This window comes from Vibrio rhodolitus (assembly GCF_003350325.1).
GTDB classification, from domain to species: domain Bacteria; phylum Pseudomonadota; class Gammaproteobacteria; order Enterobacterales; family Vibrionaceae; genus Vibrio; species Vibrio rhodolitus.
Window position 1 is genome coordinate 67,342 of record NZ_QLYZ01000002.1, and the last position, 26,908, is coordinate 94,249.

General features: G+C 46.4%; 23 protein-coding genes. 15 read left to right on the plus strand and 8 right to left on the minus strand.

The window, feature by feature from the left end; genetic code table 11:
- Positions 1-51 precede the first annotated feature (51 nt).
- A complete protein-coding gene (locus DPF93_RS02340; RefSeq protein ID WP_114764616.1) occupies positions 52-978 on the minus strand; it encodes an electron transfer flavoprotein subunit alpha/FixB family protein in 927 nt (308 codons plus the stop codon).
- Positions 975-1,727: an electron transfer flavoprotein subunit beta/FixA family protein gene (locus DPF93_RS02345; RefSeq protein WP_114764617.1), complete on the minus strand. Its 753-nt coding sequence runs from the start codon at positions 1,725-1,727 to the stop codon at positions 975-977. The genes DPF93_RS02340 and DPF93_RS02345 overlap by 4 nt, the downstream gene beginning before the upstream one ends.
- 494 nt (positions 1,728-2,221) lie before the next feature.
- Here DPF93_RS02345 and DPF93_RS02350 point away from each other — a divergent pair, with 494 nt between their 5' ends.
- Positions 2,222-3,361 (plus strand): PDDEXK-like family protein, encoded by a 1,140-nt coding sequence (locus DPF93_RS02350; RefSeq protein WP_114764618.1) that lies wholly within the window; start codon positions 2,222-2,224, stop codon positions 3,359-3,361.
- A gap of 322 nt (positions 3,362-3,683) precedes the next feature.
- The gene (locus DPF93_RS02355; protein WP_114764833.1) at positions 3,684-4,475 is read left to right on the plus strand and encodes a CLCA_X family protein; all 792 of its coding nucleotides are present in this window, start codon (positions 3,684-3,686) and stop codon (positions 4,473-4,475) included.
- 25 nt (positions 4,476-4,500) lie between these two features.
- On the opposite strand, the gene DPF93_RS02360 is transcribed toward DPF93_RS02355, so the two are convergent.
- The 6 genes from DPF93_RS02360 to DPF93_RS02385 form a co-directional block, all read right to left on the minus strand.
- Positions 4,501-5,406 carry a hydroxymethylglutaryl-CoA lyase gene (locus DPF93_RS02360; protein ID WP_114764619.1) on the minus strand — a complete coding sequence of 302 codons (906 nt, stop codon included), beginning with the start codon at positions 5,404-5,406 and terminating at the stop codon, positions 4,501-4,503.
- The gene (locus tag DPF93_RS02365) at positions 5,406-7,406 is read right to left on the minus strand and encodes an acetyl/propionyl/methylcrotonyl-CoA carboxylase subunit alpha (protein WP_114764620.1); all 2,001 of its coding nucleotides are present in this window, start codon (positions 7,404-7,406) and stop codon (positions 5,406-5,408) included. The genes DPF93_RS02360 and DPF93_RS02365 overlap by 1 nt, the downstream gene beginning before the upstream one ends.
- A gap of 1 nt (position 7,407) precedes the next feature.
- Positions 7,408-8,181: an enoyl-CoA hydratase-related protein gene (locus DPF93_RS02370; protein ID WP_114764621.1), complete on the minus strand. Its 774-nt coding sequence runs from the start codon at positions 8,179-8,181 to the stop codon at positions 7,408-7,410.
- 72 nt (positions 8,182-8,253) lie between these two features.
- The gene (locus DPF93_RS02375) at positions 8,254-9,861 is read right to left on the minus strand and encodes a carboxyl transferase domain-containing protein (protein WP_114764622.1); all 1,608 of its coding nucleotides are present in this window, start codon (positions 9,859-9,861) and stop codon (positions 8,254-8,256) included.
- Positions 9,862-9,920: 59 nt separating this feature from the next.
- Positions 9,921-11,090: an isovaleryl-CoA dehydrogenase gene (locus DPF93_RS02380; RefSeq protein WP_114764623.1), complete on the minus strand. Its 1,170-nt coding sequence runs from the start codon at positions 11,088-11,090 to the stop codon at positions 9,921-9,923.
- An 82-nt stretch (positions 11,091-11,172) separates the two neighbouring features.
- Positions 11,173-11,559 carry a MerR family transcriptional regulator gene (locus DPF93_RS02385; protein WP_114764624.1) on the minus strand — a complete coding sequence of 129 codons (387 nt, stop codon included), beginning with the start codon at positions 11,557-11,559 and terminating at the stop codon, positions 11,173-11,175.
- Between the two features lie 210 nt (positions 11,560-11,769).
- On the opposite strand from DPF93_RS02385, the gene DPF93_RS02390 reads away from it, so the two are divergent.
- The 13 genes from DPF93_RS02390 to DPF93_RS02450 all read left to right on the plus strand — a co-directional run bounded on the left by DPF93_RS02390 (position 11,770) and on the right by DPF93_RS02450 (position 26,885).
- Positions 11,770-12,948, plus strand: a complete 1,179-nt coding sequence (locus tag DPF93_RS02390; protein WP_114764625.1) for a thiolase family protein — start codon at positions 11,770-11,772, stop codon at positions 12,946-12,948.
- A 72-nt stretch (positions 12,949-13,020) separates the two neighbouring features.
- Entirely contained in the window at positions 13,021-14,514 is a 1,494-nt protein-coding gene (locus tag DPF93_RS02395) for a CoA-acylating methylmalonate-semialdehyde dehydrogenase (RefSeq protein WP_114764626.1), read from the plus strand.
- Positions 14,515-14,598: 84 nt separating this feature from the next.
- Positions 14,599-15,753, plus strand: coding sequence for an acyl-CoA dehydrogenase family protein (locus DPF93_RS02400; protein ID WP_114764627.1), 1,155 nt, complete (start codon positions 14,599-14,601; stop codon positions 15,751-15,753).
- Positions 15,754-15,869: 116 nt separating this feature from the next.
- On the plus strand, positions 15,870-16,646 hold the full coding sequence (locus DPF93_RS02405) for an enoyl-CoA hydratase (protein WP_114764628.1): 777 nt from the start codon (positions 15,870-15,872) through the stop codon (positions 16,644-16,646).
- 8 nt (positions 16,647-16,654) lie between these two features.
- On the plus strand, positions 16,655-17,785 hold the full coding sequence (locus tag DPF93_RS02410) for an enoyl-CoA hydratase/isomerase family protein (protein WP_114764629.1): 1,131 nt from the start codon (positions 16,655-16,657) through the stop codon (positions 17,783-17,785).
- A gap of 28 nt (positions 17,786-17,813) precedes the next feature.
- Positions 17,814-18,722, plus strand: a complete 909-nt coding sequence (gene mmsB / locus DPF93_RS02415; protein ID WP_114764630.1) for a 3-hydroxyisobutyrate dehydrogenase — start codon at positions 17,814-17,816, stop codon at positions 18,720-18,722.
- A 9-nt stretch (positions 18,723-18,731) separates the two neighbouring features.
- Positions 18,732-19,490: an SDR family oxidoreductase gene (locus DPF93_RS02420; protein WP_114764631.1), complete on the plus strand. Its 759-nt coding sequence runs from the start codon at positions 18,732-18,734 to the stop codon at positions 19,488-19,490.
- A gap of 530 nt (positions 19,491-20,020) precedes the next feature.
- Positions 20,021-20,776, plus strand: a complete 756-nt coding sequence (locus tag DPF93_RS02425) for a hypothetical protein (RefSeq protein WP_244204661.1) — start codon at positions 20,021-20,023, stop codon at positions 20,774-20,776.
- A complete protein-coding gene (locus DPF93_RS02430) occupies positions 20,773-22,893 on the plus strand; it encodes an MFS transporter (protein ID WP_114764633.1) in 2,121 nt (706 codons plus the stop codon). Before DPF93_RS02425 ends, DPF93_RS02430 begins: the two co-directional genes overlap by 4 nt.
- Complete coding sequence (locus DPF93_RS02435) at positions 22,893-23,957, plus strand: ABC transporter substrate-binding protein (RefSeq protein ID WP_114764634.1); 1,065 nt, start codon at positions 22,893-22,895, stop codon at positions 23,955-23,957. Before DPF93_RS02430 ends, DPF93_RS02435 begins: the two co-directional genes overlap by 1 nt.
- Positions 23,954-26,008 carry a type VI secretion system Vgr family protein gene (locus tag DPF93_RS02440; protein WP_114764635.1) on the plus strand — a complete coding sequence of 685 codons (2,055 nt, stop codon included), beginning with the start codon at positions 23,954-23,956 and terminating at the stop codon, positions 26,006-26,008. Before DPF93_RS02435 ends, DPF93_RS02440 begins: the two co-directional genes overlap by 4 nt.
- Complete coding sequence (locus DPF93_RS02445) at positions 26,008-26,586, plus strand: DUF6931 family protein (RefSeq protein WP_244204662.1); 579 nt, start codon at positions 26,008-26,010, stop codon at positions 26,584-26,586. The genes DPF93_RS02440 and DPF93_RS02445 overlap by 1 nt, the downstream gene beginning before the upstream one ends.
- Positions 26,586-26,885, plus strand: coding sequence for a PAAR domain-containing protein (locus tag DPF93_RS02450; protein ID WP_114764637.1), 300 nt, complete (start codon positions 26,586-26,588; stop codon positions 26,883-26,885). Before DPF93_RS02445 ends, DPF93_RS02450 begins: the two co-directional genes overlap by 1 nt.
- Positions 26,886-26,908 lie beyond the last annotated feature (23 nt).

A 26,908-nucleotide genomic window follows, 5' to 3' on the forward strand; every position in this document is an offset into this window, starting at 1 on the left:
TCGAGCCTTTGCTAGTTAAAGAGTTGAGATTGAAGGTTTATGTTGAGGCGCTTAGAGATGTTCAATGAGTTTCGGTAACACATCAAACAGATCGCCAACCAAACCGTAGTCTGCGACTTCGAAGATTGGACTGTCTGGGTCTTTATTGATTGCCACAATCACATTTGACTCTTTCATTCCGGCTAAATGTTGAATCGCGCCGGAAATGCCTACCGCGATATAGAGCTTGGGCGCGACAATTTTACCAGTTTGACCAACTTGCAAGTCATTAGCGACAAAACCTGCATCGACTGCTGCGCGAGATGCGCCAATAGCGGCTCCTAGTTTGTCGGCGAGCTGCTCGATTAAGGCAAAGTTTTCTTTACTTCCTAAACCTCGACCGCCAGAGATGACGACCTCAGCGGCAGTGAGTTCAGGGCGTTCACTTTTGGTTTGGGCAAAGCCAACCAATGAAACCAAGGGCTGCATTGGGTCCAGCAAGTAGTTGTCGACAGGGGCGCTGTTATTTTGGGTTACTGCATCAAATGCTGAGGTGCGAACCGTGACGACGCGAATGCGATCACTGGTCGTGACTTTGGCAAAAGCGTTACCAGCGTAAATAGGACGAACAAAGGTGTTTTCATCAACGACTTGGACAATGTCGGAAATCTGACCAACGTCCAGCTTTGCCGCAATGCGAGGGGCGAGGTCTTTGCCTTTGGATGAAGCCGCTAACCAAATTGCGTCATACTCGTTTGCGATTTGGGTGATCGCTGGTGTGGTATTTTCGGCGAAGTGAGCGGCAAACTCGCTGTTGTCGACGAGCAGCACTTGAGAGACATGCTCTGCAAGCGCTGCTTGTTCGGCGACGGTTTTACAATTACAACCAATCACTAAAACGGTATTTTCATTGCCGACTTGGCTGGCTGCATTGATGACTTTGAGCGTATCGGCATGCAGTTGTTGGTTATCATGCTCTGCAATGATTAAGTTTTTCATTCAATCACCTTTGCTTCGTTGCGAAGTTTGTCGAGAAGCTCTTCTACACTGTCGACTTTAATGCCGCTTTGACGAGGTAGGGGCGGTGTGACCTCACAGATCGTTTGGCTGTAGCGTATTTCGATGCCAAGATCTTCAGCGGTGATGCTATCCATCGGTTTTTTCTTTGCCTTCATAATATTGGGTAAAGAGGCAAAGCGCGGTTCGTTAAGGCGTAAATCGGTACTGACTACGGCAGGCAGTGGCATGGATAGCGTCATTAGCCCACCGTCAACTTCGCGTACAACTTGCATCTGTTGCCCTGATATCTCAACTTGTGAAGCAAAAGTGGCTTGTGGCCAATCAAGCAAGCTCGCCAACATTTGCGCTACTTGGTTGTTATCACTATCAATGGATTGTTTGCCTGTGATCACCAGATCAATCTGCTCTCGTTTGACGATAGCTTGCAGTAGTTTTGCCACCATCAAAGGTTCGAGGTTACTTTTACTGTTTATGTGAATTGCGCGATCGGCACCAAGTGCAAGCGCGGTTCTTAGCTGTTCTTGGCAAACTTTTTCTCCGGCGCTAACCACGATGACTTCTTGCGCGATACCTTTTTCTTTTAACCGGATGGCTTCTTCAACCGCGATTTCACAAAAGGGATTGATGGTCATTTTGACGTTATTGGTTTCAACGGCGCTGTTATCTGGCTTTACGCGAACTTTGGTGTATGGGTCAACTACCCGCTTTATTGGCACTAGTATTTTCACGCTCGATTCCTTTTTACAGTGACGAAAATGTGAAGGTACTTTTTATTAAGGTTAGTTGACGTTTACGTATGCGGCAATTTTGAAGTGGTTGAAGTTTAATGAGTTATTTCGTATGGGGCGTTGACACCATGATTGCTATCGGTAGAGGAAGTGTCGAATTCTTCACGAGTTGTGAGAGCAACGGAGTTGACTGCTGGTTTTGTTCTTAATTTCAAGTTTAGTTGAAGTCTAAAAGAGAGTGTTTTGATGATTATCTGACATATAACAAACGTACGGGTTTGAACGAGAAAATTGATGATCGTTTGTAAGTTCTTTCAAAATATCATCTTAGCCTTCATGAGCAGTTGGGTGTTTAGGGAATACTCTATGAAACGTGCAAATATCCGTAAAGTCCATAAAAAAACCTACGTTTAAATTATCAAAAATCACTTTTAATCATGTTGTTATAAATAGTTCTGCTTTATTGTTTGCCTATTGTTGCATATGAGGCTTTTATGATTAGTAGACAATTCTTCAGTCACCTAAAACTGTTGAGAGACAAGTATGAAGAACCTTCACAGTACAATCTTTTTAGTGTCCTTAGATCTTACTCAGATGAAGTTAGACTCCACTCTCGTTTTTTAGTCGATGTTCTTAACCCGAGTGGTAGCCATAATCAAGGCGAACGGTTTCTCACTGATTTTCTAAAACGCCAAGGGATAGAGATTGCAGGGGACATTGAAGTTCTTTGCGAGTACAAGAACATCGACATTTTAATACGCTCTGAAAAGACAGCCGTCATAATAGAAAATAAAATCTATGCTACTGATCAGGATAAGCAACTTCAGCGTTACTACCAAACCATGCGTGACGAAGGATACAAAGATATCCATCTTTTTTATCTTACGTTAGATGGTAAAGAACCTAGCCCAGAGAGCGTAGGTAATCTTGATAAGAAGATAACCAATATAAGCTATCGCTCAGACATACATGACTGGATAGACCGATGCACGGAACTCTCTGCACGTAATGCGCCATTGCGTGAAGCTTTCATCCAATACCTAGACCTTATAAGTCATTTAACTAATCGCGTTGAGAATATGGAACACATCGAAAAATTGAAGAAACTGTTACTAGAAGACGACAACTTAGAGTCTGTCTCTGAATTAAATCAAGCGTATGAAGAAATCGTTGTTGATGCTCAGTTGTCAATGTGGGAGATGCTTGGAGAGAAAATGACTGAACAGTTGGGTGAGTTATCAAACGACTCAATTGCTCTGGAACATGATCCGAGGGAAACAGTCAGAAAATATGTGCAAGCTAGACGTAATTCTAGATGGATCACTCAAGAGTTTGAGTTACGTGATTACCCTTCGTTCTATTTGTATGTACAACAAGACCACCATTTGTATTTTGGGCTTTATCAAAATGAAAAATCCAAGCATGCTAAGAAAACAAAAATTCCCAAATTAAAGCATGATTATGCTCGAGAAGAAGACGACACTTTTTATGCGTATCCAACGCGAAATATAAACTTTCGTAACCTTAGTGCAGATGACGTTAAGTATCTTTCAAATCCTCAATCACTAAATGAATTCACTCAGCAAATCGTTGATGAGCTTGTTAAGATGCACCGAATGATCATGCAAGCGTAGTAGTTAATCATTTGGGAATTGCTTGCGTGTGTGCCGCAGTCCGTCGCTGTAGTGCAGACAGTCAGCGCGCATTTTTGCGCAGGTTGACATATTCAGCTAGGTTTTTAGCGTCTCGCTTGTAATTGGTGATGGTTTTGGTGGAACCATCTTAGACGATGGAGGCTTGCTGAATAGCGATTGCTAGATCGCGCTGACTCAGCGCTCTATCAGGATAAGAACAATGGACGCAAGCAAGTCGTAGTTCGTTTGGTAGATAATGTATAATGCCCCAATACAAGTAGCAGCGATGGCTACCAGATAAATTCAATAAGTGAAGGGTGCTTTGCGATTAACGAACTTTAAATACAAATCTCGCAAGGGACCCGACTACCGCCATGGTGAACAAGTATCGTTCGTTGATATCAAACAGACTTTTGGTATTGGTGGGATACGTGTTGGCAAGTGGGTCGATAGAGAAGAAAAAGACCTCGCCGCAAATTTGATTTTTGATTCCTTGGCTGATCTGGCGTTTATCTTGGCGTTACCACCAAGTGCTATTGGTCTGCGTGGCAATCTTAACTTAGCTTTTGGTACTGGTGGCCGTAAAGGTGTCCAAGCGCATTATGCGCCCAATCAGCGCGAGTTAGCGCTGGCTAAAAATGCGGGGGCGGGTGCGCTAGCACATGAGTTTTGGCATGCTTTTGATCACTATATCGCCGAGAAAGCATTCGATATCGGTGATAGAACCGGTCCGCAGCAACAAATATTGTTCGCCAGTGATTGTTGGTTGAAAAACAAGACTCATTTTGCGCATCCACTGAATGAGAAACTTTTAGAGATTTTTGATAAAACGTTACTGAGTGACGATGGGCAAGCGCAGCACGACTATGTCTCACGTAGTGTCAAAGCGGATCGAGCTATGGGCTCAAGCTATTTTTCTATGCCAACAGAGATGATGGCGCGCGCTTTTGAAGCAGTGGTTGAATCGTGCTCAGGTATTGAAAATAGTTATTTGGTTTCTGGGACGACTAAGCAAGACACGTTTAGTTTGTATCCTGATATCGCTCACCGCCGCACTATCTACCTCGCTTTGCAGGACTATTTTCGCCCGCTTGGTGAAGCACTAAGTCGTTAGCCATGATGCGCAAGAGTTGATGTGATTAGACTTTGTTTCTCGGCTCTCCTAGCGCCAGCGCCACTTTGGACACTGGTTGTTTACCTAAAGCGCGGCAGATCTGCCAACCGGCTTGATTGATTCTTTCTAAGTCTACACCTGTTTTGATGCCAAGGTGGTGGCACAGATAGAGCACATCTTCGGTGGCGACATTACCGCTTGCCCCTTTCGCGTAGGGGCAGCCGCCTAAGCCCGCAACCGCGCTATCTATGGTTTCAATACCCATTAATAATGCTTGGTAGATATTGGCTAATGCTTGCCCATAGGTGTCGTGAAAATGCGCTGCCAATACTTGTTCTGGATGCGATTTGAGCAGTTCAGTCAGCATGGCTTCGACTCGATTAGGGGTGCCTTTTCCGACAGTATCGCCAAGAGAAACTTGATAACACCCCATATCAAATAGTTGAGCGGCGATAGCGGCTGTCTGTTTGGGTTCAATATTACCTTCGTAAGGGCAAACCATGGTGCAAGATAGGTAGCCTCTTACCTTGATGTTGTGCTGATGAGCAAGGGCGATTACTGGCTTAAAGCGCTCTAAGCTCTCTTTGGTCGAGCAGTTGATGTTCTTGTGGCTAAACGACTCTGAAGCGGAGCCAAATACAGCAACTTGCTTAACGCCGCTTTCAATCGCTCGTTCAAGCCCCGCGAGATTCGGGGTGAGAGCGCTATAGATGACTCCTGACTGCTGGTGGATTTGAGCGAAGACCTGATCAGAATTTGCCATTTGTGGCACCCATTTGGGCGAAACAAATGAGCCCGCTTCAATGTGTGTTAATCCGCTTAGACTTAGACTTTCTATCAGACGCACCTTATCTTCTAAGCTAACGGTTTGCTCGTTTTGCAGCCCATCTCGAGCACCAACTTCGACGATATTGACTTTGGTTGGTAGCATTATTTCCCCTCCAAACTGACATCATCATTCAAATTCGACAAATTGAGCAGTATATCGCCGTGTTGCACTTGGTCGCCGAGCTCACAAAGGATTTCGTCTACAATCGCAGTTTGAGTCGCATTGATGGTGTATTCCATCTTCATTGCTTCTACCACCAAAAGTGGGTCACCTTGCTTAACTTGGCTGCCTTTTTCTACCAGCAAGGCAGAGATAATTCCGTTGAGCGGCGCGGTGGGGGAGAGCTCCTCAAGGTCAGCTTGGCTTGATTGGTAGTTGCCTTGATGGCTAAAGTTGACCACTTGTCCGTGGTAGAAAATATGCGTGATATCTCGATTGACCAGCGCGTGGTAGTGATAGCGCTTAGCATCGATTTCAACACAGAGTTCGTCTTGTTGGTTAAAGATAACCACGTTGTGCTCTTGCCCATCTGCGGCGATGCAAAATTGCTTATCGATTTGTTTGTCAGCTGTAATCGTAACTTGGTGATTGTTTTTATTGGCAGAAAAGGTAAAGCGCATAACTTGCTGGCGAGAGAGACGAAACCCATGTGTGGTTGGTGCTGGCAGCGCAGATGATTGCTGCATTTGTTTCGTCAATCGCGCCACGGCGGCTAGGGTTAACCAAATGGATTGCGGATAAGTTTGTCGCTGCTCAATATCGACTTTGTGACGGGGCAGAAAATCGGTGTCTAACTCACAATCAGCGAACTGGGGTTGGCTAACAATGCTATGTAAGTAGCCAATGTTGGTACTAATCCCTAGCACATGGTAGTGATTTAATGCCTTTTTAAGCAGTGATATTGCACTGCGTCGATCATCGCCAAACACAATCAGTTTGCTAAACATAGGGTCATAATATTCACTGATGCTATCCCCTTGTATCACACCGCTATCGACCCGCACGTTGGCTATCTGGCTCGGTTCGGATAAGTAGCAAATTTGTCCGGTGGAGGGCATGAAATCGCGATGTGGGTCTTCAGCGTAGATGCGTAACTCAATAGCGTGACCGTTATGGACAATCTCTGGTTGCGAAATAGGCAAAGGCTCGCCCGATGCAATGCGAAGCTGCCATTCAACTAAGTCGACACCAGTAATAAGCTCGGTTACTGGGTGCTCGACTTGTAAGCGGGTATTCATTTCCATAAAGTAGAACTCTCCGCTGCTATCAAGCAGAAACTCCACTGTACCGGCACCGACATAGTCGATCGCTTTCGCAGCTTGTACCGCAGTTTCTCCCATTTGCTGACGTAGTTGGCGGCTTAATCCGGGTGCAGGGGCTTCTTCGACGACTTTTTGATGGCGGCGCTGAATCGAGCAATCTCGGTCGGAGAGATAAACGCAGTTTCCATGTTGATCGGCAAACACTTGGATCTCGACATGACGGGGCTTAACGATGCACTTTTCAACCAAAAGCTGTTGATCACCAAAGCTAGATTGAGATTCACGTTGAGCACTTTCGATAGCCAGTGGCATTTCTTGCGCGTTATTAACCACACGCATACCTTTACCACCGCCCCCCATCACCGCTTTTATCATTACCGGATAACCGATGTTGTCAGCTTCCTTAACTAAATGGGGGATTGAGTTGTTCTCGCCGTGATAACCCGGCACTAACGGTACTTGCGCATTCGCCATAATGGATTTGGCTTGCGATTTAGAACCCATCTGCCTGATCGCATCAACCGTAGGACCGATAAAGACAATGCCATTGTCAAAGCAAGCCTGGGCAAAATGTGCGTTTTCAGAGAGAAAACCGTATCCGGGATGGATAGCTTCAACATGATGAGATTTTGCCACTTCAATGATCTTTGCAATATTTAAATACGACTCGACGGCAGGAGAGGGACCAACAAAAGCGGCGATATCTGCTTGCTGGCAATGCTGACTATTTCGGTCCGCCTCTGAGTAGATCGCGACGGTTTCGATTCCCATGCTTTTGGCAGTGCGGATCACGCGACAGGCTATTTCACCACGATTAGCGATAAGAATTCTCTTAAACATACTACCTCCAAACTGGTGATCGTTTTGCAAAGAACGCGCGCAGACCTTCTTGCCCTTCAGGTGAGACTCGCGCATCGGCAATAGCTTTGCTGGTGTAAGCCATTAAGTCTTGGTCTATGGGTTGATTGTTACATCGTAAGCAGAGCGCTTTCGCTGCCATTAACGCTTGTGGACCATGTTGGGTTAGTTGCGCTGTGATCGCTTTGGCTAATTGCGCGGGTTGTTCATCAAGATGATGCAAAATACCAAGCTGCAAAGCGGTGTTACTGTCAATCAATTCTGCTGTAAGAAAGTAGCGACGGCTGTGTCGCTGCCCAATAGTCCGAATAACGTAAGGACCGATGGTTGCAGGCAGTAGACCAAGTTTTACTTCGCTTAAACAAAAGCGGCTATCCGGTGTGCCAATGGCAATGTCGCAGCAGCAGATCAAACCAAGTGCGCCACCAAAAGCCGCGCCATGTACTAAAGCAATGGTTGGTTTGGCAAAGGTGTCGAGTCTATGCAGTAGCAAAGCAAGTTGCTTGGCATCTTCAGCATTTTCTTGTTGCGACAGTTTTGCCATTGATTGCATCCAGTTTAGATCGGCGCCAGCGGAAAAATGCTTCCCGTTCGCGCCAAGAACCAATGCTCTGACTGACGGATCGGATGCGAATTTATCTAACTGCACGAGCAGTTCAGCGATTAACTGATCATCAAAAGCATTGTGTTTTTCCGGGCGATTTAGGCTCAGCCAAACCACGCCGTTCTTATCTTGTTCGAGCAGTAGATCTGTCATATGACGTCCTTTGTCAGCGTTTGCCTTAAATATGGAGTTTGAGTCTTTTGTTGCAGCCACCAGCAACACAAATCACATCCGGAAAATACCAAACTTACTGTTTGAAATCGGTGCATTGAGCGCAGCCGAGAGTGCTATACCAACCACATCACGTGTTTTAGCCGGGTCAATGATGCCGTCGTCCCATAAACGAGCACTGGCGTAATAGGCGTGGCTTTGGTTCTGGTACTGCTCAATAATGGGCTGCTTAAATTGCTGTTCTTGCTCATCGCTCCATGCTTCGCCTTTGCGCTTTTTAATGTCGCGCGTGACTTGTGCCAGCACATTGGCAGCTTGATCACCCCCCATTACCGAAATGCGTGCGTTGGGCCACATCCACATCATGGTCGGGTCATAAGCACGTCCACACATGCCATAGTTACCCGCACCATATGAGCCACCGATGATCACGGTAAATTTAGGTACATCGGCACATGACACCGCCATCACCATCTTGGCACCATGCTTGGCAATACCTTCGGCTTCGTATTTTTTACCGACCATAAAGCCGGTGATGTTTTGCAAAAACAGCAGCGGAATTTTCCGCTGTGCACACAATTCAATAAAGTGTGCGCCTTTTTGTGCCGCTTCTGAAAATAGAATGCCGTTATTCGCGACTATGCCGATTGGCATGCCATGAATATGGGCAAAACCGCACACCAGAGTGTCACCAAACAAGGCTTTGAATTCATCAAACTGGGAGTCGTCAACAATTCGGGCGATCACTTCTCTGGCATCAAACGGTTTTTTGAGATCAGTCCCTACAATGCCGTACACTTCGTCTGCAGCGTAGCGAGGGGGTAATACGCTTTGCTGTTTGAGTTGTTGAGGCTTTAAGTTATTGAGCTGCGAGACAGCTTGACGCGCGAGTTCAAGCGCATGATGATCGTTATCGGCACTGTAGTCAGCGACGCCGGAAGTACGGCAGTGAACATCGGCACCCCCGAGTTCTTCTGCGCTAACTTCTTCACCGGTGGCAGCTTTGACCAATGGCGGTCCGGCAAGGAAGATAGTACCTTGTTGTTTGACGATGATAGAGACATCGCACATAGCTGGAACATAGGCACCGCCGGCGGTGCACAGCCCCATCACAACGGCGATTTGCCCAATTCCTTGGGCGGACATACGTGCCTGGTTGTAAAAAATGCGCCCGAAGTGTTCTTTGTCGGGAAAGACTTCATCTTGTCTTGGTAGATTAGCGCCGCCAGAGTCGACCAAATAGATACAGGGTAGGTGACATTTCAGTGCAATTTCTTGTGCTCTTAGATGCTTTTTAACCGTTAACGGGTAGTAGCTGCCACCCTTTACGGTAACGTCGTTGGCAACAATCATACATTCAGTGCCGTTTATCATGCCAATGCCCGCGACGACTCCGCCACATGGCACATAATCTGGGTAAACCTCCCACGCAGCAAATTGCCCGATTTCGAGAAAGGAAGAGCCAGGATCAAGCAGTGCAAGAATACGTTCTCGCACAGAGAGTTTGCCTTTTTTGCTTTGATGTTTGCGCGCGCTTTCACCGCCGCCATCTTCGATTTGCTCGACAACCTGATAGAGTTCATCGACTAAGCCAGCCATCGAGTAATAGTTTTGCTGATATTGCGGCGACTGTGGGTTTATCTTGCTCACGATATGTGCCATTACTCTTCTCCATTTGCAAACGAGCTATACTCCGTTATCCGTTATCCGTTATCCGTTCCTCAAATACTCTCATTAAAGAGTTCGCGACCAATTAGCATACGGCGAATTTCGGAGGTGCCTGCGCCAATCTCATACAGTTTGGCATCACGCAGTAATCGCCCAGTATCGTATTCGTTGATATAACCATTGCCACCCAGTAGTTGAATCGCATCCAGCGCCATTTTTGTCGCAAGTTCAGCGCTATAGAGAATGGCGCCGGCAGAATCTTTGCGTGTCGTTTCGCCTTTATCGCATGCTGCGGCAACTGCATAGACGTAGGCTCTGGCGGCGTTCATCTGCGTATACATATCGGCGACTTTCGCTTGTACAAGTTGGAATTCACCAATGGATTGACCAAACTGTTTACGCTCGTGAATGTAGGGCACCACAATATCCATACATGCCTGCATTATGCCAAGTGGACCGCCAGCCAACACCACTCGCTCATAATCAAGCCCACTCATAAGAATTTGTACCCCTTGGTTTTCCTCTCCCAGCAGATTTTCTTCCGGAACTAGGCAGTTGTTAAATACCAGTTCGCAGGTGTTTGAGCCGCGCATTCCCAGTTTGTCTAGCTTTTGTGCATGGGAAAACCCATCAAAATCTCGCTCGATAATAAAGGCACTGATCCCTTTAGCTCCTGCATTGGGATCGGTTTTGGCATACACCACCAAGGTGTGCGCATCAGGACCGTTGGTGATCCACATTTTGTTGCCATTGAGCACGTAGTGATCAGCGCGTTTTTCTGCTCTAAGCTGCATCGCAACCACGTCAGAACCCGCACCCGGCTCACTCATCGCCAACGCGCCAACATGCTGACCGGAAATCAGCTTGGGTAGATATTTAGTTTGTTGCGCCTTTGTGCCGTTGCGATAGATTTGATTGACGCACAAATTGGAGTGCGCGCCATAGCTAAGACCGACTGAAGCTGACGCGCGGCTGATCTCTTCCATGGCAATAACATGAGCGAGATAGCCCATATTTGCTCCACCATACTCTTCAGAAATGGTCACCCCGAGTAGACCCATTTGCCCTAATTTCTCCCAAAGATGATCAGGAAACTGATTCGCTTGATCGATGGATTGCGCAAGTGGCGCGATTTCGCACGCAGCAAAGCTGTTGATTTGCTCACGTAACATGTTGATTTCTTCATCATGGATAAAGTTTAGGGAAGAGTAAGTCGATTTCATTGCGTATCCTCGCCGCTGGTGTCGCCTAGCTTTCTTTGTAGGCTATTAACTTGCTTTCTAGACTATTAGCTTGCTTAGTGGGCTAGTTGACACTATCGCCTTTGATTGATTTTAGAGTCGTCTCACAGCGTAACTTTGCTGCGCTAAGCTCCATCATTACCGCATTGATATCATGGGCTTGTTGTTGCAGCGTGGCTTGTTTTTGTTCAATCAATTGGATCATGTATTGCAACTGTTCGGTGCTTTGATCCGTGTCATACAGCTCGAACAGCTCTTTAATATCGGCCAGTGAAAAGCCGAGACGCTTACCGCGTAAAATCAGCTTTAATCGAATGCGGTCGCGCCCGTTATAAATTCGGGTATTGCCTTTACGTCGGGGGTTAAGCAGACCTGAGTCTTCGTAAAAGCGAATACTGCGGGTTGTAATATCAAACTCTTTAGCAAGCTCACTGATCTTAAATGTATCCATTGCTTAAACCTTGCGATCTTGCGTCGCTACCGTTCAGCAACGCATTTCGTTAACGTTAAAGTCAACTAAGCCCGTTGACTTAAAGTAATTGAAAACATGAGACTTCGTTTGAATTCATTTTGTTGATCTGATAATTAACAGTGTTGCAACTTGACGTTAACGTAAATGCTAGTTTATATATTAGCTATACGTCAAACAAAGGGTATGCGAATGACACGACAAACTTGGATTGTTGGGGCAAAACGTACACCTATCGGCGCATTTCAAGGCGTTTTTGCCCACACACACGTCAGTGAGCTTGGCGCTACCGCGATGCGAGCGGCGCTTGAGCAGAGTAAGGTTACTGCGGATCAAATCGAAGAAGTTTATGTCGGATGTGTGTTAACCGCAGGCGTCGGTCAAGCACCTGCACGTCAAGCCAGCCTCAAAGCTGAAATTCCCATGTCTACAGGCTGTACAACCATTAATAAAGTGTGCGGTTCTGGAATGAAAACCGTTATGTTGGCGCACGATCTTATTCAATCGGGTAGTGCCCAAGCCCTGCTTGCCGCAGGGATGGAGAACATGACGGCTTCTCCTTATATGATGCCCAAAGCTCGCGACGGTTTACGACTTGGGCACTGCCAAGTGCTCGACCATATGTTTTATGATGGCTTGCAAGATGCTTATCAAGGCAATTTGATGGGTGTGTATGCCGAACAAACTGCCGAGCGGTATCAGTTTAGCCGCGAGAGTATGGATAATTGGGCAGTTCAATCGCTCAGTCGCGCGCAGCAAGCAATCGCGCAAGGTAAATTTCGGGCAGAAATTGAGCCAGTTACGGTTAAGCACAAGCGGAGCAGTTTTGTGTGTCAAAATGATGAGCAACCTAGCCAACTGGATGCGAGCAAAATTCCAACCTTACGCCCCGCTTTTGCGCAAAATGGTTCTGTGACCGCGGCTAACTCCAGTTCGATATCTGACGGTGCCTCCGCACTGGTTTTGGTTAGCAGTGAATATGGCACGCAGCATGGCTTACAACCCTTGGCGAAAGTCGTCGCACATGCCACGCACGCACGCGAGCCAGCAGAATTTACTGTCGCGCCCGTTTTCGCGATTAAAAAATTGCTTAAACAACTTAACTGGCAAAAGGCGGATGTTGATCTGTGGGAAATTAATGAAGCATTTGCTGTGGTTACTCAATATGCAGTGCAAACACTTGAGCTCGATGCGGACAAAGTCAATATCCACGGCGGGGCATGTGCGCTTGGGCATCCGATTGGTGCCAGTGGTAATCGTATCCTCGTGACGCTGCTCCACGCACTGAAACAGAGTGGTGGCACGCGTGGTATCGCTTGCTTGTGTATTGGCGGCGGCGAGGCAACGGCAATCGCGATAGAAATTTGTTAAATGGCTTTATTGGCTGAACTCACTTTCTCTGTGTGCGTGTTAGCCTGAAACTTACGATACAAGGACGTGACAATGATAGAAAAAGTGAAGCTTTACATCGGTGGAGAATATATTGAATCGCAATCTCAACAATGGGTTGATGTAACTAACCCTGCCACCAATGAAGTGATAGCCCAAGTTCCTTGTGCCACCGAAAGCGAAATGAATGCGGCGATTGCCAGTGCCGCTGAGGTCTTTAAAACTTGGCGTGAAGTCGCCGCACCGGAGCGCGCGCGATTAATGCTGCGCTATCAACATATTCTTAAAGAAAATCACGATAACATTGCGACCCTGTTGTCGAGCGAAACCGGTAAAACACTGGCTGATGCTAAAGGTGATGTTTGGCGAGGCATTGAGGTCGTCGAGCAGGCGGCAAATATCTGTAGCTCAATGATGGGTGAAACCGTTGAAAATATCGCCCGTGATATTGATGGTTATTCTTATGTGCAACCGCTTGGCGTGTGCGCGGGTATTACCCCTTTTAACTTCCCAGCGATGATCCCGCTTTGGATGTTCCCTTTGGCGATTGCATGTGGCAATACCTTTGTCTTAAAACCTTCTGAACAAGTGCCATTAACGGCAATGCTGTTATCTGAGCTCTTTACTCAAGCAGGCGCTCCTTCTGGCGTACTACAAATCGTCCATGGCAAAAAAGAGCAAGTTGACCATATTCTTACCGACAAACGCGTCCGTACGATCTCGTTTGTTGGTTCGGTTTCTGTCGGGGAATACATCTACAAAACTGGTACTGACAACCTTAAACGCGTGCAGTCTTTTGCTGGGGCGAAAAACCATATGGTGATCATGCCCGATGCCAATAAGCAACAGGTCATCAATAACTTGGTTGGCGCTTCGGTTGGTGCGGCGGGGCAGCGATGTATGGCAATTTCGGTGGCAGTCTTTGTTGGCGATACCAAAGCTTGGATACCAGAGCTTAAGCAGGCGTTAGCACAAGTTCAGCCAGGGGCATGGAATGATGAAAACGCAGGTTATGGTCCGTTAATTAGCCAACAAGCCAAGCAACGTGTGGTCGAACTTATCAAGCAAGGCAAAGCAGCTGGCGCGGATTGTTTGTTGGATGGTTCAGATTGCCAAGTGGAAGGCTACCCTAAAGGTAACTGGGTCGGACCAACACTGTTTGCCAATGTCGCTACTGACATGTCGATTTATACTGAAGAGATTTTTGGTCCGGTGCTTTTGACGCTTGAAGTTGATGACCTTGACCAAGCGATTGCGCTCGTTAATGCCAACCTTTATGGCAATGGTACATCGATCTTTACCGCTAGCGGTGCTGCTGCACGCAAATATCAGCACAATATTGAGGTGGGTAATGTCGGGATAAACGTGCCCATCCCTGTGCCATTACCTTTCTTTTCCTTCACTGGCTGGAAAGGCAGTTTTTATGGTGATTTACACGCATATGGTAAACAGGCTGTGCGCTTTTTCACTGAAACCAAAACCGTGACTGCACGTTGGTTTGATGAGGATATTCCAAGCGGACCTAATATGACGATTGAACTCAAGTAGCCGTCACTAAAATAGCGGTCACTCTGATATCGAGAGCTTGAGCCGCTGAGCGTACAGAGAGTTCCTACTAAGCGAGGTAGTGTGATGGATTTTGAACTAAATGAAGATCAAATCGCGTTTGCTGAAGCCGCAAAGCAGTTTGCTGAGCAGATCCTCGCACCAGGTGCTGCCCATTGGGATCAGCAAGCTCATTTTCCCAAAGAGGTATTGCGTCAAGCGGGAGAACTTGGTTTTTTGAGTCTCTATACCTCTGAGCAGCACGGTGGTCTCGGTTTGTCTCGCTTGGATGCGGCAATTATTTTTGAACAGCTTGCGATGGGGTGTACCTCTACCACTGCCTTTATGACTATTCATAATATGGCGACTTGGATGATTACGTCATTCGCCAAACCGGAGGTCGCCGCTCAGTTTAGCGAGTCCCTCGTTAGTGGTGAAATGCTAGCATCATACTGCTTAACTGAACCGAACGCGGGCTCTGATGCGGCAGCGCTAACTACCAGTGCAAAGCTAGAGGGCAGTGAAATTGTATTAAATGGCTCTAAAGTCTTTATTTCAGGCGCTGGTGAAACCGACGTGTTGGTTGTGATGGCGCGTTCTTGTGGTGAGGGGGCGGGTGGCATCTCCGCATTTATTGTTCCAGCAGATTGCTCGGGGATCAGTTACGGAAAGAAAGAAGCCAAGATGGGCTGGAATAGTCAACCAACGCGCATGGTTACTTTTGACAATGTCCGTGTTCCGGCTGAATTTCTACTTGGTGAGCAAGGCGAAGGGTTCAAGTTTGCCATGATGGGGTTGGATGGTGGGCGCGTTAATATCGCGACATGTTCGGTCGGAACCGCGCAGCAGGCGCTCAATGAAGCTAAGCAGTATATGAACGAGCGCAAGCAATTTGGACGCACACTTGCTCAATTTCAAGCATTGCAGTTTAAGTTAGCGGATATGGCTACTGAAGTGGTTGCTGCAAGGCAAATGGTACGGCTAGCCGCGAGTAAACTCGATAATGATCATGCTGACAAAACTGCCTATTGTGCGATGGCAAAACGCTTTGCCACAGATGTTGGCTTTCAAGTGTGCGATCAAGCATTGCAAATTCACGGTGGCTACGGCTACATCAAAGAGTACCCCGTAGAGCGGCATTTTAGGGATGTGCGAGTGCATCAGATCCTTGAAGGTACTAACGAAATCATGCGTTTGATCATTGCCAGAAGGCTACTCTCTGAAGGGGCTGATTTGCTTTAATCAGCTATTAGGGAACAGCAGATTTAATCATAAATTTGTTATGTCTACTTAAGTCGTTTCGATGTTGTTGCGGGAGAAACCACTTAGGTGCCGATAGATTCATTTAAGGAGCGGAGATGACACAACTACTGAAGTTAGATCGCGAACGACACATCGCCATTGTCACGATAGCTAATCCTCCTGCCAATACTTGGACATTAGACTCGCTTAAACAGTTAAAGCAACTTGTACAAGAGTTGAGTCAAGAGCGCGCTATTTATGCCTTGGTGTTAACCGGTGAAGGGGACAAGTTCTTCTCAGCAGGGGCGGATCTCAATACTTTTGTCTCTGGCGATAAAGGCACGGCATTGGATATGGCGAATGCGTTTGGTGAAGCATTTGAAGCTTTGTCCGCTTTTGATGGCGTAACCATAGCAGCTGTTAATGGCTACGCGATGGGCGGTGGGCTTGAAGCCGCTCTTGCTTGTGATATTCGCATTGCTGAACAACACGCGCAGCTCGCGCTTCCGGAAGCTTCCGTCGGTTTGTTGCCCTGCGCTGGTGGTACGCAAAATTTAACCGCTTTGGTCGGTGAAGGCTGGGCAAAACGGATGATCTTGTGTGGGGAACGAGTCACGGCTCAGACCGCGCAAAGTATCGGCTTAGTCGAAGAAGTGGTGGCATCTGGTGATGCCTTAAGTGTGGCGATTAAACTTGCTGAAAGGGTGGCAAAGCAATCTCCAAGTTCTGTCAAAGCATGTAAGCGACTAATTCAACAAAGCAGAACAGGCACGCATGCAGCAGGTTTGGTGTTGGAACGTGAACTGTTTATGCAGCTATTTAACACCCAAGATCAAACAGAAGGGGTTAATGCATTTTTGCAAAAGCGCCCAGCGCAATGGACTAACAGTTAGGAGAAATCATGGTCGGTAAGGTTAACTTTTCACACCAACAATGTATTGACGGCTCACTGATTGGTATTGCAGAGCTAGACAACCCATCGTCACTGAATGCACTTGATTATCCAATGATAGATCAGCTTTACCATCAATTGCTTGAGTGGCAGGAAGATGACAAGGTTATTGCGGTAATGTTACACGGTCACGGTGAGAGGGCATTTTGCGCTGGTGGTGATGTACAGGCAATGTATCGCGCGTTAGAGATCAAAGAGCAAGACTTCGATAGCGCCTATGAAATGACTCGTGATTTCTTCACCTTAGAATATCGCTGTGACTATTTACTTCACACCTACCGAAAACCTGTCATCGCTTGGGGACATGGCTATTTAATGGGCGGCGGTGTCGGGCTATTTATGGGCGCAAGTCACAGAGTCGTCGATAGCAATACCCGCTTTGCGATGCCTGAGGTGAAAATTGGTCTCTATCCTGATGTTGGCGGAACTTACTTCCTTAATCAAATTCCTCGCCACTATGCGCTATTTATTGCCTTAACCGCTTGTCAGATCAATGCTGCAGATATGCAATCACTAGAGCTAAGCCATTGGGTGATTAGTGCTGAGCGCAAACAGGACGTATTGGAAAGCCTTGCGCAGATTGAATGGAAGCAATGCGCTGATATTGGTAGCGCGATAACCGACGTTTTACAAAGCCGCCATCAAGCCGATCATCAAGAGGGGTGGTTAATCGCTCACTCCGAATTAGTTAGTGAGATTTGCCAAGGTGAATTATCGCAAATGGTTGCTGCCATCACCGCGCTTGAGACGGATGATAAATGGTTAATCAATGCTAAGAAAACGACCAGTTATGCTAGTCCTCTATCGCTACACTTGTGTTATCAGCAGCTCACGAAATATAGCGATTTAACCTTAAAACAGTGCTTTGAATTGGAGTTTGGTTTGACTCTTCGTTGTGGACTAGAGGGGGATTTTCGTGAAGGGGTAAGAGCGCTTTTGATCGATAAAACCAATCAACCGAGTTGGATGCACTCGGATGTGACGGCAGTAACTTGTGATGATGTTACACGTTTCTTCTCGCCCTTGGATTCAGTGCAGTACCCGTTGGCAAAAGCCAAAAGCGTCAGTGCCATTCTATAACGGCAGCCATTTATTAAAGGACTTAAGCATGAGCAAAGTAACATTTATCGGGCTTGGTAATATGGGCTCGCCGATGGCGAAAAATCTGCTAAACGCGTTAAAAAAAGAAGGCGGCAGTCTAGAAGTTTATGATTTAAACCCAACTGCCATTGATGAGTTAACTGCGTTAGGCGCGACCCGCGCTAATTCTTTGCACCAAGCCGTAGACGGCGCCAGTATCGTGGTGACGATGCTACCGGCAGGTCAGCATGTACAAAGTGTCTATCTTGCAAAAGATGGTGTTTTAGCCCATGTGGCAAAAGGCACGCTTTTGATTGACTCTTCGACCATTGACCCACAAACCGCGCGCCAAGTTGCTGAGCAGGCGACTCAACAAGACCTGTTATTTGTCGATGCACCTGTGTCAGGCGGAGTGGCAGGCGCTGCGGCTGGAACCTTGACCTTCATCGTAGGTGGCAGTGAGCAAGGATTTACCCAAGCGAAAAATGTACTCCAGCACATGGGTAAAAACATATTCCATGCCGGAGAGGCAGGGGCGGGGCAAGTTGCGAAAATTTGCAACAACATGATGTTGGGCATCTTAATGAGCGGTACCTGTGAAGCATTAAATCTGGGCATTGATAATGGACTCGACCCTAAGGTGCTATCAGACATAATGCTGCAAAGCTCAGGTCGGAATTGGGCGTTAGAACTGTACAACCCATGTCCTGGCGTAATGAAAAATGTGCCAGCAAGCAACGGTTATCAGGGCGGTTTTATGAGCCAACTGATGGAAAAAGATCTTGGCTTAGCCATGCAAGCGGCAGTAGCAAGTCAGACTTCCACGCCTATGGGAGGCGTCGCGCGCAACCTGTTTTGTTTGCACAATCGCCAAGGTAATGGAGAGAAAGACTTTTCTAGTTTGTTTGAATCCTATCTAAAACGCTTGGAAAGCTAAGGGGATGTGATGGATCTTGCAAATAAGGTTATCGCCATAACGGGCGCGGGTCAGGGCTTAGGTCAGCAAATGGCATTATCGTTAGCAAAATGCGGCGCTAACCTTGCTTTGATTGATATTGAACTTGAGGGGCTCATTCAAACTGAACAGCAATGCCAGAAAATGGGGGTGATAGCCAAGAGTTACCAAGCGAATGTCACCAACGAAGAGCAAGTTGTGCGCGCATTTGGTCAAATTGATGCGGACTTCAAGTGCTTAAATGGCCTAATAAACAATGCTGGTATTATGCGAGATGGATTACTGGTCAAGCAGAAAGAAGGTAAGTTGAGTGCGATGTCGCTTGAGCAGTTTCAATCGGTCTTGGAAGTTAACGTAACCGGCTCTTTCCTTTGCGGGCGAGAAGCGAGCAAAGTAATGCTCAAGACCGATAGCAAAGGGGTATTGATCAATATATCCAGTGTCGCTCGCGCGGGTAATATTGGGCAGAGTAACTATTCAGCGTCAAAGGCCGCGGTTGCTGCAATGTCAGTGGTATGGGCAAAAGAACTTGGTCGTTACGGGATTCGTTCAGTCGCGATAGCGCCTGGGGTCGTGAAAACGGCGATGACCGATCAAATAAAACCGCTGGCAATGGAGCGATTGCTTTCGATGGTTCCGGTTGGCAGGTTAGGGCAAGCCGAAGAGATTGCGGCAACGATCCAATTTGCTTTGGAAAATGATTTCATCACCGGACGGGTACTGGAGATCGATGGCGGGATGCGGATGTGACGAAATCGACATTGTTAGGTATGACCAGCACTTAAAAGTATGGTTGTATCTTAACCATATTTAGTCATTTATTTCATATCATATAGCCACATTTATCAGAATAAACCTTCCTACTAGAACACTAGCTCTAGTGATTTCATCTAAATCAACTCTCTTACTGGCGACTATATCTTAGTTGACCGTCGCAGCGCAGTTGCATATGCGACATTTGCGGCTTTCTTCGGTGGCGCAGTGTGGTTTTATAAAATTCGCTAACCTATGTTTTGCTGAGATAATTATCATTTACATCGGTTACACCCAGTAAATGCGTGGTTGTTATTATGTTGCTCTATTGTTATTTTGTAATTAGAGAAAAGTTTGATTTATAGTAAATAAGTATGAGTTTGATGATTTAGCCGTCATTCATAAAGCGCATATTCTTACTACAACAAACGATAAGTGATGGAAAGCGAGCACTTATAGAGGTTGAGAAGATGAGAGCATTTTTTGAGGTCCACTTGCGATTAGTTATTACCGTTTGGGTAATACTAATGTCAGTGCTTGGGCTTCTCTATCTCATGAACTACATGAAATTTGATAGCCTAATGTCTGGGGTTGTCTCTTCAAAACTTGATGTTATTTCGTCTTCCCTTGATACCTCAATCAAGCGTGTTGAACGCTTGGGGATCCCATACCATTCTGCAGACAATCTCATTGATCAATTTAATCAAGCACGTGAGCGTGAGCCTAACGTAATCGCTATTAGCCTAATTGATAGCGGTGGCAACATGCTGATGCAAACCACGAGCGAGCAAGGCGATCTGGCAACTATTCCTGAAGAGGTTGTCCGTCGAGCATTAACCTCTAATGAGGAAAAATGGCTCTATAGTGACAACAACCAACTTTTCAGTGGACTGCAGACATTTGGTGGATTTGGCAACTTAACTGGCAGCTTGGTCATTCAGTACGATAAGACCGCACTCTATGGCGTCTATTCGACAGTGAGACTTCATCTGTTAGAAGCAACGGTCGTTATCTTTTTAGTCACTTCGTTGGTGGTGTTTTTTGTTGTGCGTGTGGGCTTTCGTGATATTGCCAATCTATTTAAGCTCATCCACAGTTATTCTTCCGGCAATAATCCACTTGATGAGAGCGCTACCAAAGGAGCGATGAGTGAAAGCTTTGCCAAACAGATACGACAAAGCGAAGACATGAAAGCTCAAGTCGCGTCAGAACTCGAACAGTTACAAGCATTGGCAAACCATGGCAAATCTCAAACAAGAGAAAAGCCGGAGGTTGTCAAATGAATCAAGTACAGACTATTGCGAGCTTAATTAATCGTCGGCTGATTTATATCACTATCTTAAGTGCTTTTGTCGCTGCGTTTTTAAGTGCTGCTTATACCTTGGTTGAATTCAATTTTTCGATTAAGCCTGAGTTACTAAAGAAAGCGAATGCTATTGCCCAGGTTATTCATGATGATGTTGCATTAGCCATTGATGTGGGCGTGCCATATCAAGAGTTACGTGGTATGGAGAGTTATTTGACCGACACGTTGAATAAGTATCCTGAACTGAACTTTGTGGCTTTAACGCAAAATGAACAAGTGCTTTATCACGCGGGTGACCTAGAGCCTCTTGACCCTAGCTATGCGGTTGCTTTCGAGAAGAACTCCAATCAATACCTCAGTGCCACGTTCTGGCAGCGCGTCACGGTTGTTATGCAAGAGCTGCCTCTGTTGATGCCAGCGCTCTTTAGCGCCGATGCTGCCCAAAGCGATCTATTTCAATTGCCGATCGAAGGTATTGAGAACGGAAACGCACGGGTTTATGTCGGTTTGAGTTCGACATATGTTCAATCGCAACTCACCGACATTTTCTTTGATATCGCGATCGTATTAGTTGCCGTGTTACTGGTCTGTTTTGAAGTGGTTATGGTGGTGGTGATGTTTTACATCTCAGGTCCACTTGAAGAGTCGGAATCTATTTTGAAAAGACAGGTGAAAGGGGATTTCTCTGTCAATGAACATACTGCCTCTCAAGGGGTGATTGGTAGCTTTGCTCATAAACTAAACCAAGATTCAAAAGAGCTGCAGTCACGCTTTAAGCAGTTGGTCGCTAAGCTTCTTCCAAGCAGTAATGAGAGTAAGGAAATCGATTCTAAATTCCAATCAGTATCTCAACGTTTTAGTCTGCAAAGTAAGCTTGGTATTCATAAAGGGGACATCGTTGATGCCCGTATCCCGCTATTTGTATTCTCCTTTGCTGAAGAACTATCCAAATCATTTATGCCTTTGTTTGTTAATGAGTTCTATCAGCCTGATAGCTGGATTTCAAAGGATGTAATGCTCGGTTTGCCGATTTCCGTCTTTATGCTGGTAATTGCTGTTTGCACCCCTTTTGCTGCTAAGTGGGTCGACCGTTGGGGGCAAAAACAGCTGTTTCTTATCGGTCTGGTTCCCGCGATTGCTGGTTATTTAGGTTGTGCGTTGGCGAATGACAGTATGGATATCGTCATAGCTCGTGGCGTGACGGCATTTGGCTACGCGATTATTACCATTAGCTGTCAGAGCTATATTGCCGCGGTGGTCACATCGGAAAATCGAGCAAAAGGTATGGCGATTTTTGTTGGAGTCTTGATGACTGCAACTATGTGCGGCACCGCGCTAGGTGCGATTATTGCCGACCGAATTGGCTACCAACCAGTGTTTATTCTCTCGGCTGTTCTCGCTGCCTTTGCGGGTATTTTGGCGTGGCGTATGTTTATTGGTGAGCTTGATGGCGGAGTCAAAAAAGGCAAGTCCTCAGGCGGTGGCAGTGTGTTACTGCTGCTAAAAAACGCACGTTTTATGGCAGTGATTCTGTTTTGCGCCATTCCTGCCAAAATTGTCTTAACTGGTTTTCTTTACTTTTTAGTTCCGCTCTATTTGGTTTCACTCGATGCCAGCCAATCAGAGATTGGTCGTATCATGATGATCTATTCGTTGATCATTATTCCATTAAGCCCAATTGCTTCAGGAATTGCCGATCGAACCCAGAAAACTAAACAGTTGGTGGTATTAGGCACCATTTTGTCCGGGGCAATTTTAGTTTCTCTATATGGCGATGATTCTGTTTATAAACTGCTACTCGCTGTTGCCTTAATGGGTATCGCACATTCCATTCTCAAAGCGCCGCTGATTGCTTGCGCGCTTGAGGCATCAGAAGATACCCCCGAAGTTGGACGTACTGAAACACTTGGCTTTTTGCGTACCGCTGAGCGTATAGGCAGTGTGATTGGACCGGTTCTTGTTGCTACCTTGTTAGCTAGCTATAGCTTTGGTCAAGCGATGAGTATTGTGGGTGGCGGTATTATTGCCGCAGGTCTGGCGATGGTGGTCGTACTCAGAAAACCTGAGGCTTCAGTTTGTGAGGGGGAACGGTGATGAAAAAGGTACTTTTTCCTTGTCTGCTTTCACTTCTAGGGCTATTTGCCAGCACTGCCCACGCGCAGACCACAAAGACAGTTTATATGACCGTTTGGCGTGGCTGTGAAGAGGCATGCCAAGGCTTTCAAGATTACCTAAAAACCAATGATCTGCCCGTTGAGCTGGTATTGAGAAATGCTGACCGCGATAAGAGCAAACTTGATGGCTTCTTGCTTGAAGCTCAGCAAATGAAACCGGATTTAGTTGTGACCTGGGGCACCAGTGTCACCAAGGCTTTAATCGGTTCGCGCCAAGATTATGGTAGTCAAACTAAGCTAGGTGAAATCCCAGCACTATTTATGATAGTCGCCGATCCTGTGGGGGCTGGGATTATTGAAAGTGCTGATGTTTCAGGTCGCCCAACGGTTACGGGGATTCGAAATCGTATCGAAGAAGAAGTTCAAGTTCGTGCCATGCGTGAATATTTCCCAGTCAACAAGATCGGAGTGCTCTATTCGCCTTCAGAGCTTAACTCGGCGTTAAATACAGAAAAGCTTAAACAATTAGAAGATAAGATGGAGTTTGAAACGGTTATCGAAACTTATGAGCTTGGAGATGACGATAAGCCCCTTGCGGATCAGTTTGATAAAAAGATGCAACGTTTAGCCGAGCAAAATGTCGATGTAATTTATGTTGGCTCTAGCTCTTACAATTTGTCTCATCGCGATGCATTCACTCAAGCAGCACTAAAGCATAATTTACCTGTCGCTTCAGCCTATGACTCGATGGTGACTGAGTCTAACGCGCTGATATCTGTATCAAATAAATACTATCGCGTAGGTCAACTCGCTGCGAACCAAGCACAAAAAGTGTTATTCGCTAACGCAACGCCGGGGGATTTACCTATTGCGGAGCTACAAAGCTATTCCATCACTATCAACATGGCGGTTGCACGTGCAATGGCACTCTATCCACCGATTCAGCTACTGAGATTTGCTGAGCTCGTTAATGTTGATGTGAGCAAGAGGGCGCAGATGGGTGATAAACAACAAACTAAGCTAAGCCAAGTGGAGACCCGATGAGAGAGATTATTGAGCCTCAAGGAAGCTTGTTGGTTGCGAGTAATTCGAGCAATAAAGAGTTTGTTGCCACTGGATTTAGTGGTGCAGAAGTGGTAAGTCTGGATTATGAATGGCAACTGTCTGTTTTAGTTTCTCAGGGGGATCCTGCTGATTGGATCGGTGAGCCTATTACATGCAAATTATACGCAGATACGGGGAGCAGCCGCACAGCACTTCGTTCTTTCTATGGTTATGTTGTAAAAGCGCAATTGCAGTCTCAACGTATTGATTCTGCACATTCAAGCATTCAACTGACGCTAAAACCATGGCTATATCTGCTGCAACATTCTCAACGCTGTCGTGTGTTCCAAGAGACTACGGTGCAAAGCATTGTAACTAGCATTTTTGATGAACTTGGCTTTAAAGGATTCTACAGCATCAAGAGTATGCCAAGTACAAAGCGCGAGTATTGTGTGCAGTTTAACGAGACTGATTTTCAGTTTGTCACTCGTTTGCTGGCAGAAGAGGGCGTACATTACTACTTCGGTAAAGATGATGATGCAAAAACGCTCTATTTGCAGCAGGCAAGTAAACCATTCTCGAGTGACAAGCAGGTCACAATGGATTACGCAGCCACACCTTCCGGTGATTACGAAGTGCTTGATACTTGGCAGCGTGAACAGAGATTTCATAGCGCTTCTCTAGAAATTGCGGGCTACGACTATAACCAGAGTAAGCTGATCACCAGCAAAGCCCAGAAGTCAAAATACTCGCTGCAAAACAACACTAAACTGACGCAATACCGTTATCCGTCATCAAGTAGTACGGGCTCATATACCGATTTATCGACGGAATTAATTGATGTGCAAAGAGCACAACTAGACAGCGATTATGATAGCGTACTTGCCAGCACCAATTCCTCAGCACTGTGCGCGGGCTACTTGTTAAAGCTTGCTGCGCACTCAAATAGTTCACAAGTTGGTCAATATTTAGTTGCTCAGATTCAATACCAATTTGATGACGAGTCGGGAAGCTTTGACGCCCAGATTAAAGCAGTTCCTGAAGGGCAAGTTTTCTATCCAACACGAATAGAGAAACCAGTTTTACATGGTTTACAGTCGGCAACCGTTGCGGGCAGTACGGAAGGCGAGCCTGCCAATGATGCCCTTGGTCGAGTACGAATTAAGTTCCATTGGGATGCTGAGACCGGCGATAAGACCAGTTGTTGGGTGCGCGTTGCACAGCCCATGGCCGGTAAGAGTTATGGGGCGCAATTTTTGCCGAGAGCAGGACAAGAAGTGCTAGTGAGTTTTATAAATGGCGACCCGGATCAACCTGTGGTGGTTTCTAGCCTCTACAACAGCACTAACAAGCCACCTTATCCAACGGCGAATACAACCCAATCAGGGGTAATGACTAAGCTTGCTGGTCAAAGTAATGAACTTCGCTTTGATGATAAAAAAGACAATGAGCTTTTCTATCTGCATGCAGCGAAAGACCTAACTTGTGAAGTAGTCAATGACTACAGCGAAACGGTTAAAGGTGAGATGAAATCGACGGTGACAAAGAACGTTACGCAGACGATAGAGCAAAAAAATATCCTCACCGCTAAAGAAGGCATTGAGCTAGCAACACAGAAAAGCTATGCCCTTGATGCCAAAGAATCCATTTCGCAAACCGCAAAAGAGATAACTCTATCTGCAGACGATACTCTGACGCTCAAAGTCGGCAGTAGCAAAATCGTAATGTCCGGAGACAAGATTGAGATAACAAGTGACACGGTGAGCGTGAGTGGGAGTTCTAAAGTGAGCATCGATGGCGGCAGCCTATCGCAATCAGGGACTTCAGTGAGTATTTCCTCTGATGGGTCGCTAAGTGCTAAAGCAGGAACTTCAATGGCGTTAAGTGCATCAACCAGTTTTTCTGCCAAAGGAAGCACCGGCGCTACGTTACAGGGGCTTAATGCAGAAGTGAAAGGGGACGTCAGTGCCAAGTTATCTGGTGCTGCGACGTCGGAAGTCAGCTCGTCAGGGCAAACTGCCATTAAAGGCACTATTTTGATGGTGAACTGATGAAGAAAATTCCGTATCAAGATTCAGCAAAATTATTGAGCTACTTCGATTTATCGGATGAGGCGCAGCAAGTCATCGACAGCAAAGATAGCCCAATTGCGGTGATTAAGGCGCTAAAAAAAGCCGAACTAAATATCGACTTAGCCTCTTTCTTTGCCCACGCCTTACCAATGAGAGAAGCCATCTGGTGGGCGACTCAAGCAACCAGTATACGTGGCAAAGATTTCTCCGAGCAAGAAAATCAGATAATTGTGAAGAGTGCTAATTGGGTTAAGCAGCCTAACGAGGCAGTTCGCAGGCAATTAGAGCAATTGATTAAACCTTTGCCAAATCAGAGTGCGGCAAAGTGGGTGGGTCAAGCTGTGTTTTGGAGTGGACAAGGGAGCATTGCACCAGTTGATAACCCTGTTGTGATGCCAGCAGATTTTCTCCATGCCAAAGCGGTGTCTGGTGCGGTTAATACGGCAGCAGCGCTACCAGAATGGTCAGGTAGTAAAACGTACTACAAACAAGTATTTGATATGGCGCTTGATCTTGCTCATGGCGGCTCTGGTGTACTTGTAGAGGGAGTTAACTGATGCCAAGTGCAGCGCGACTAACGGATATGCATACTTGCCCAATGCAAACCCCAGGGACGCCACCGATTCCCCACGTAGGGGGACCGATTGTTGGACCAGGAGCAGTTAACGTACTGATCTGCGGTTTACCTGCGGCGAAAATGGGTGATTCACTCGTTTGTGTAGGTCCGCCAGATTCGATAGTTAAGGGTAGCGCGACAGTATTGATTAATAGTACGCCAGCGGCACGAATGGGCGACACAACGGCACATGGCGGAAGCATTGTGTTCGGTGCACCTACCGTTCAGATCGGTGGATAGAGATAAACGTGATTCGACTTTAA

What these genes read in the sequence shown, in the direction of transcription:
- DPF93_RS02340 (WP_114764616.1), bottom strand. Translation starts at nt 978, where the DNA reads ATGAAAAACTTAATCATTGCAGAGCATGATAACCAACAACTGCATGCC.
- DPF93_RS02350 (WP_114764618.1), top strand. Translation starts at nt 2,222, where the DNA reads ATGATTAGTAGACAATTCTTCAGTCACCTAAAACTGTTGAGAGACAAG.
- DPF93_RS02360 (WP_114764619.1), bottom strand. Translation starts at nt 5,406, where the DNA reads ATGCTACCAACCAAAGTCAATATCGTCGAAGTTGGTGCTCGAGATGGG.
- DPF93_RS02365 (WP_114764620.1), bottom strand. Translation starts at nt 7,406, where the DNA reads ATGTTTAAGAGAATTCTTATCGCTAATCGTGGTGAAATAGCCTGTCGC.
- DPF93_RS02370 (WP_114764621.1), bottom strand. Translation starts at nt 8,181, where the DNA reads ATGACAGATCTACTGCTCGAACAAGATAAGAACGGCGTGGTTTGGCTG.
- DPF93_RS02375 (WP_114764622.1), bottom strand. Translation starts at nt 9,861, where the DNA reads ATGGCACATATCGTGAGCAAGATAAACCCACAGTCGCCGCAATATCAG.
- DPF93_RS02380 (WP_114764623.1), bottom strand. Translation starts at nt 11,090, where the DNA reads ATGAAATCGACTTACTCTTCCCTAAACTTTATCCATGATGAAGAAATC.
- DPF93_RS02385 (WP_114764624.1), bottom strand. Translation starts at nt 11,559, where the DNA reads ATGGATACATTTAAGATCAGTGAGCTTGCTAAAGAGTTTGATATTACA.
- DPF93_RS02390 (WP_114764625.1), top strand. Translation starts at nt 11,770, where the DNA reads ATGACACGACAAACTTGGATTGTTGGGGCAAAACGTACACCTATCGGC.
- DPF93_RS02395 (WP_114764626.1), top strand. Translation starts at nt 13,021, where the DNA reads ATGATAGAAAAAGTGAAGCTTTACATCGGTGGAGAATATATTGAATCG.
- DPF93_RS02400 (WP_114764627.1), top strand. Translation starts at nt 14,599, where the DNA reads ATGGATTTTGAACTAAATGAAGATCAAATCGCGTTTGCTGAAGCCGCA.
- DPF93_RS02405 (WP_114764628.1), top strand. Translation starts at nt 15,870, where the DNA reads ATGACACAACTACTGAAGTTAGATCGCGAACGACACATCGCCATTGTC.
- DPF93_RS02410 (WP_114764629.1), top strand. Translation starts at nt 16,655, where the DNA reads ATGGTCGGTAAGGTTAACTTTTCACACCAACAATGTATTGACGGCTCA.
- mmsB (WP_114764630.1), top strand. Translation starts at nt 17,814, where the DNA reads ATGAGCAAAGTAACATTTATCGGGCTTGGTAATATGGGCTCGCCGATG.
- DPF93_RS02420 (WP_114764631.1), top strand. Translation starts at nt 18,732, where the DNA reads ATGGATCTTGCAAATAAGGTTATCGCCATAACGGGCGCGGGTCAGGGC.
- DPF93_RS02425 (WP_244204661.1), top strand. Translation starts at nt 20,021, where the DNA reads ATGTCAGTGCTTGGGCTTCTCTATCTCATGAACTACATGAAATTTGAT.
- DPF93_RS02430 (WP_114764633.1), top strand. Translation starts at nt 20,773, where the DNA reads ATGAATCAAGTACAGACTATTGCGAGCTTAATTAATCGTCGGCTGATT.
- DPF93_RS02435 (WP_114764634.1), top strand. Translation starts at nt 22,893, where the DNA reads ATGAAAAAGGTACTTTTTCCTTGTCTGCTTTCACTTCTAGGGCTATTT.
- DPF93_RS02440 (WP_114764635.1), top strand. Translation starts at nt 23,954, where the DNA reads ATGAGAGAGATTATTGAGCCTCAAGGAAGCTTGTTGGTTGCGAGTAAT.
- DPF93_RS02445 (WP_244204662.1), top strand. Translation starts at nt 26,008, where the DNA reads ATGAAGAAAATTCCGTATCAAGATTCAGCAAAATTATTGAGCTACTTC.
- DPF93_RS02450 (WP_114764637.1), top strand. Translation starts at nt 26,586, where the DNA reads ATGCCAAGTGCAGCGCGACTAACGGATATGCATACTTGCCCAATGCAA.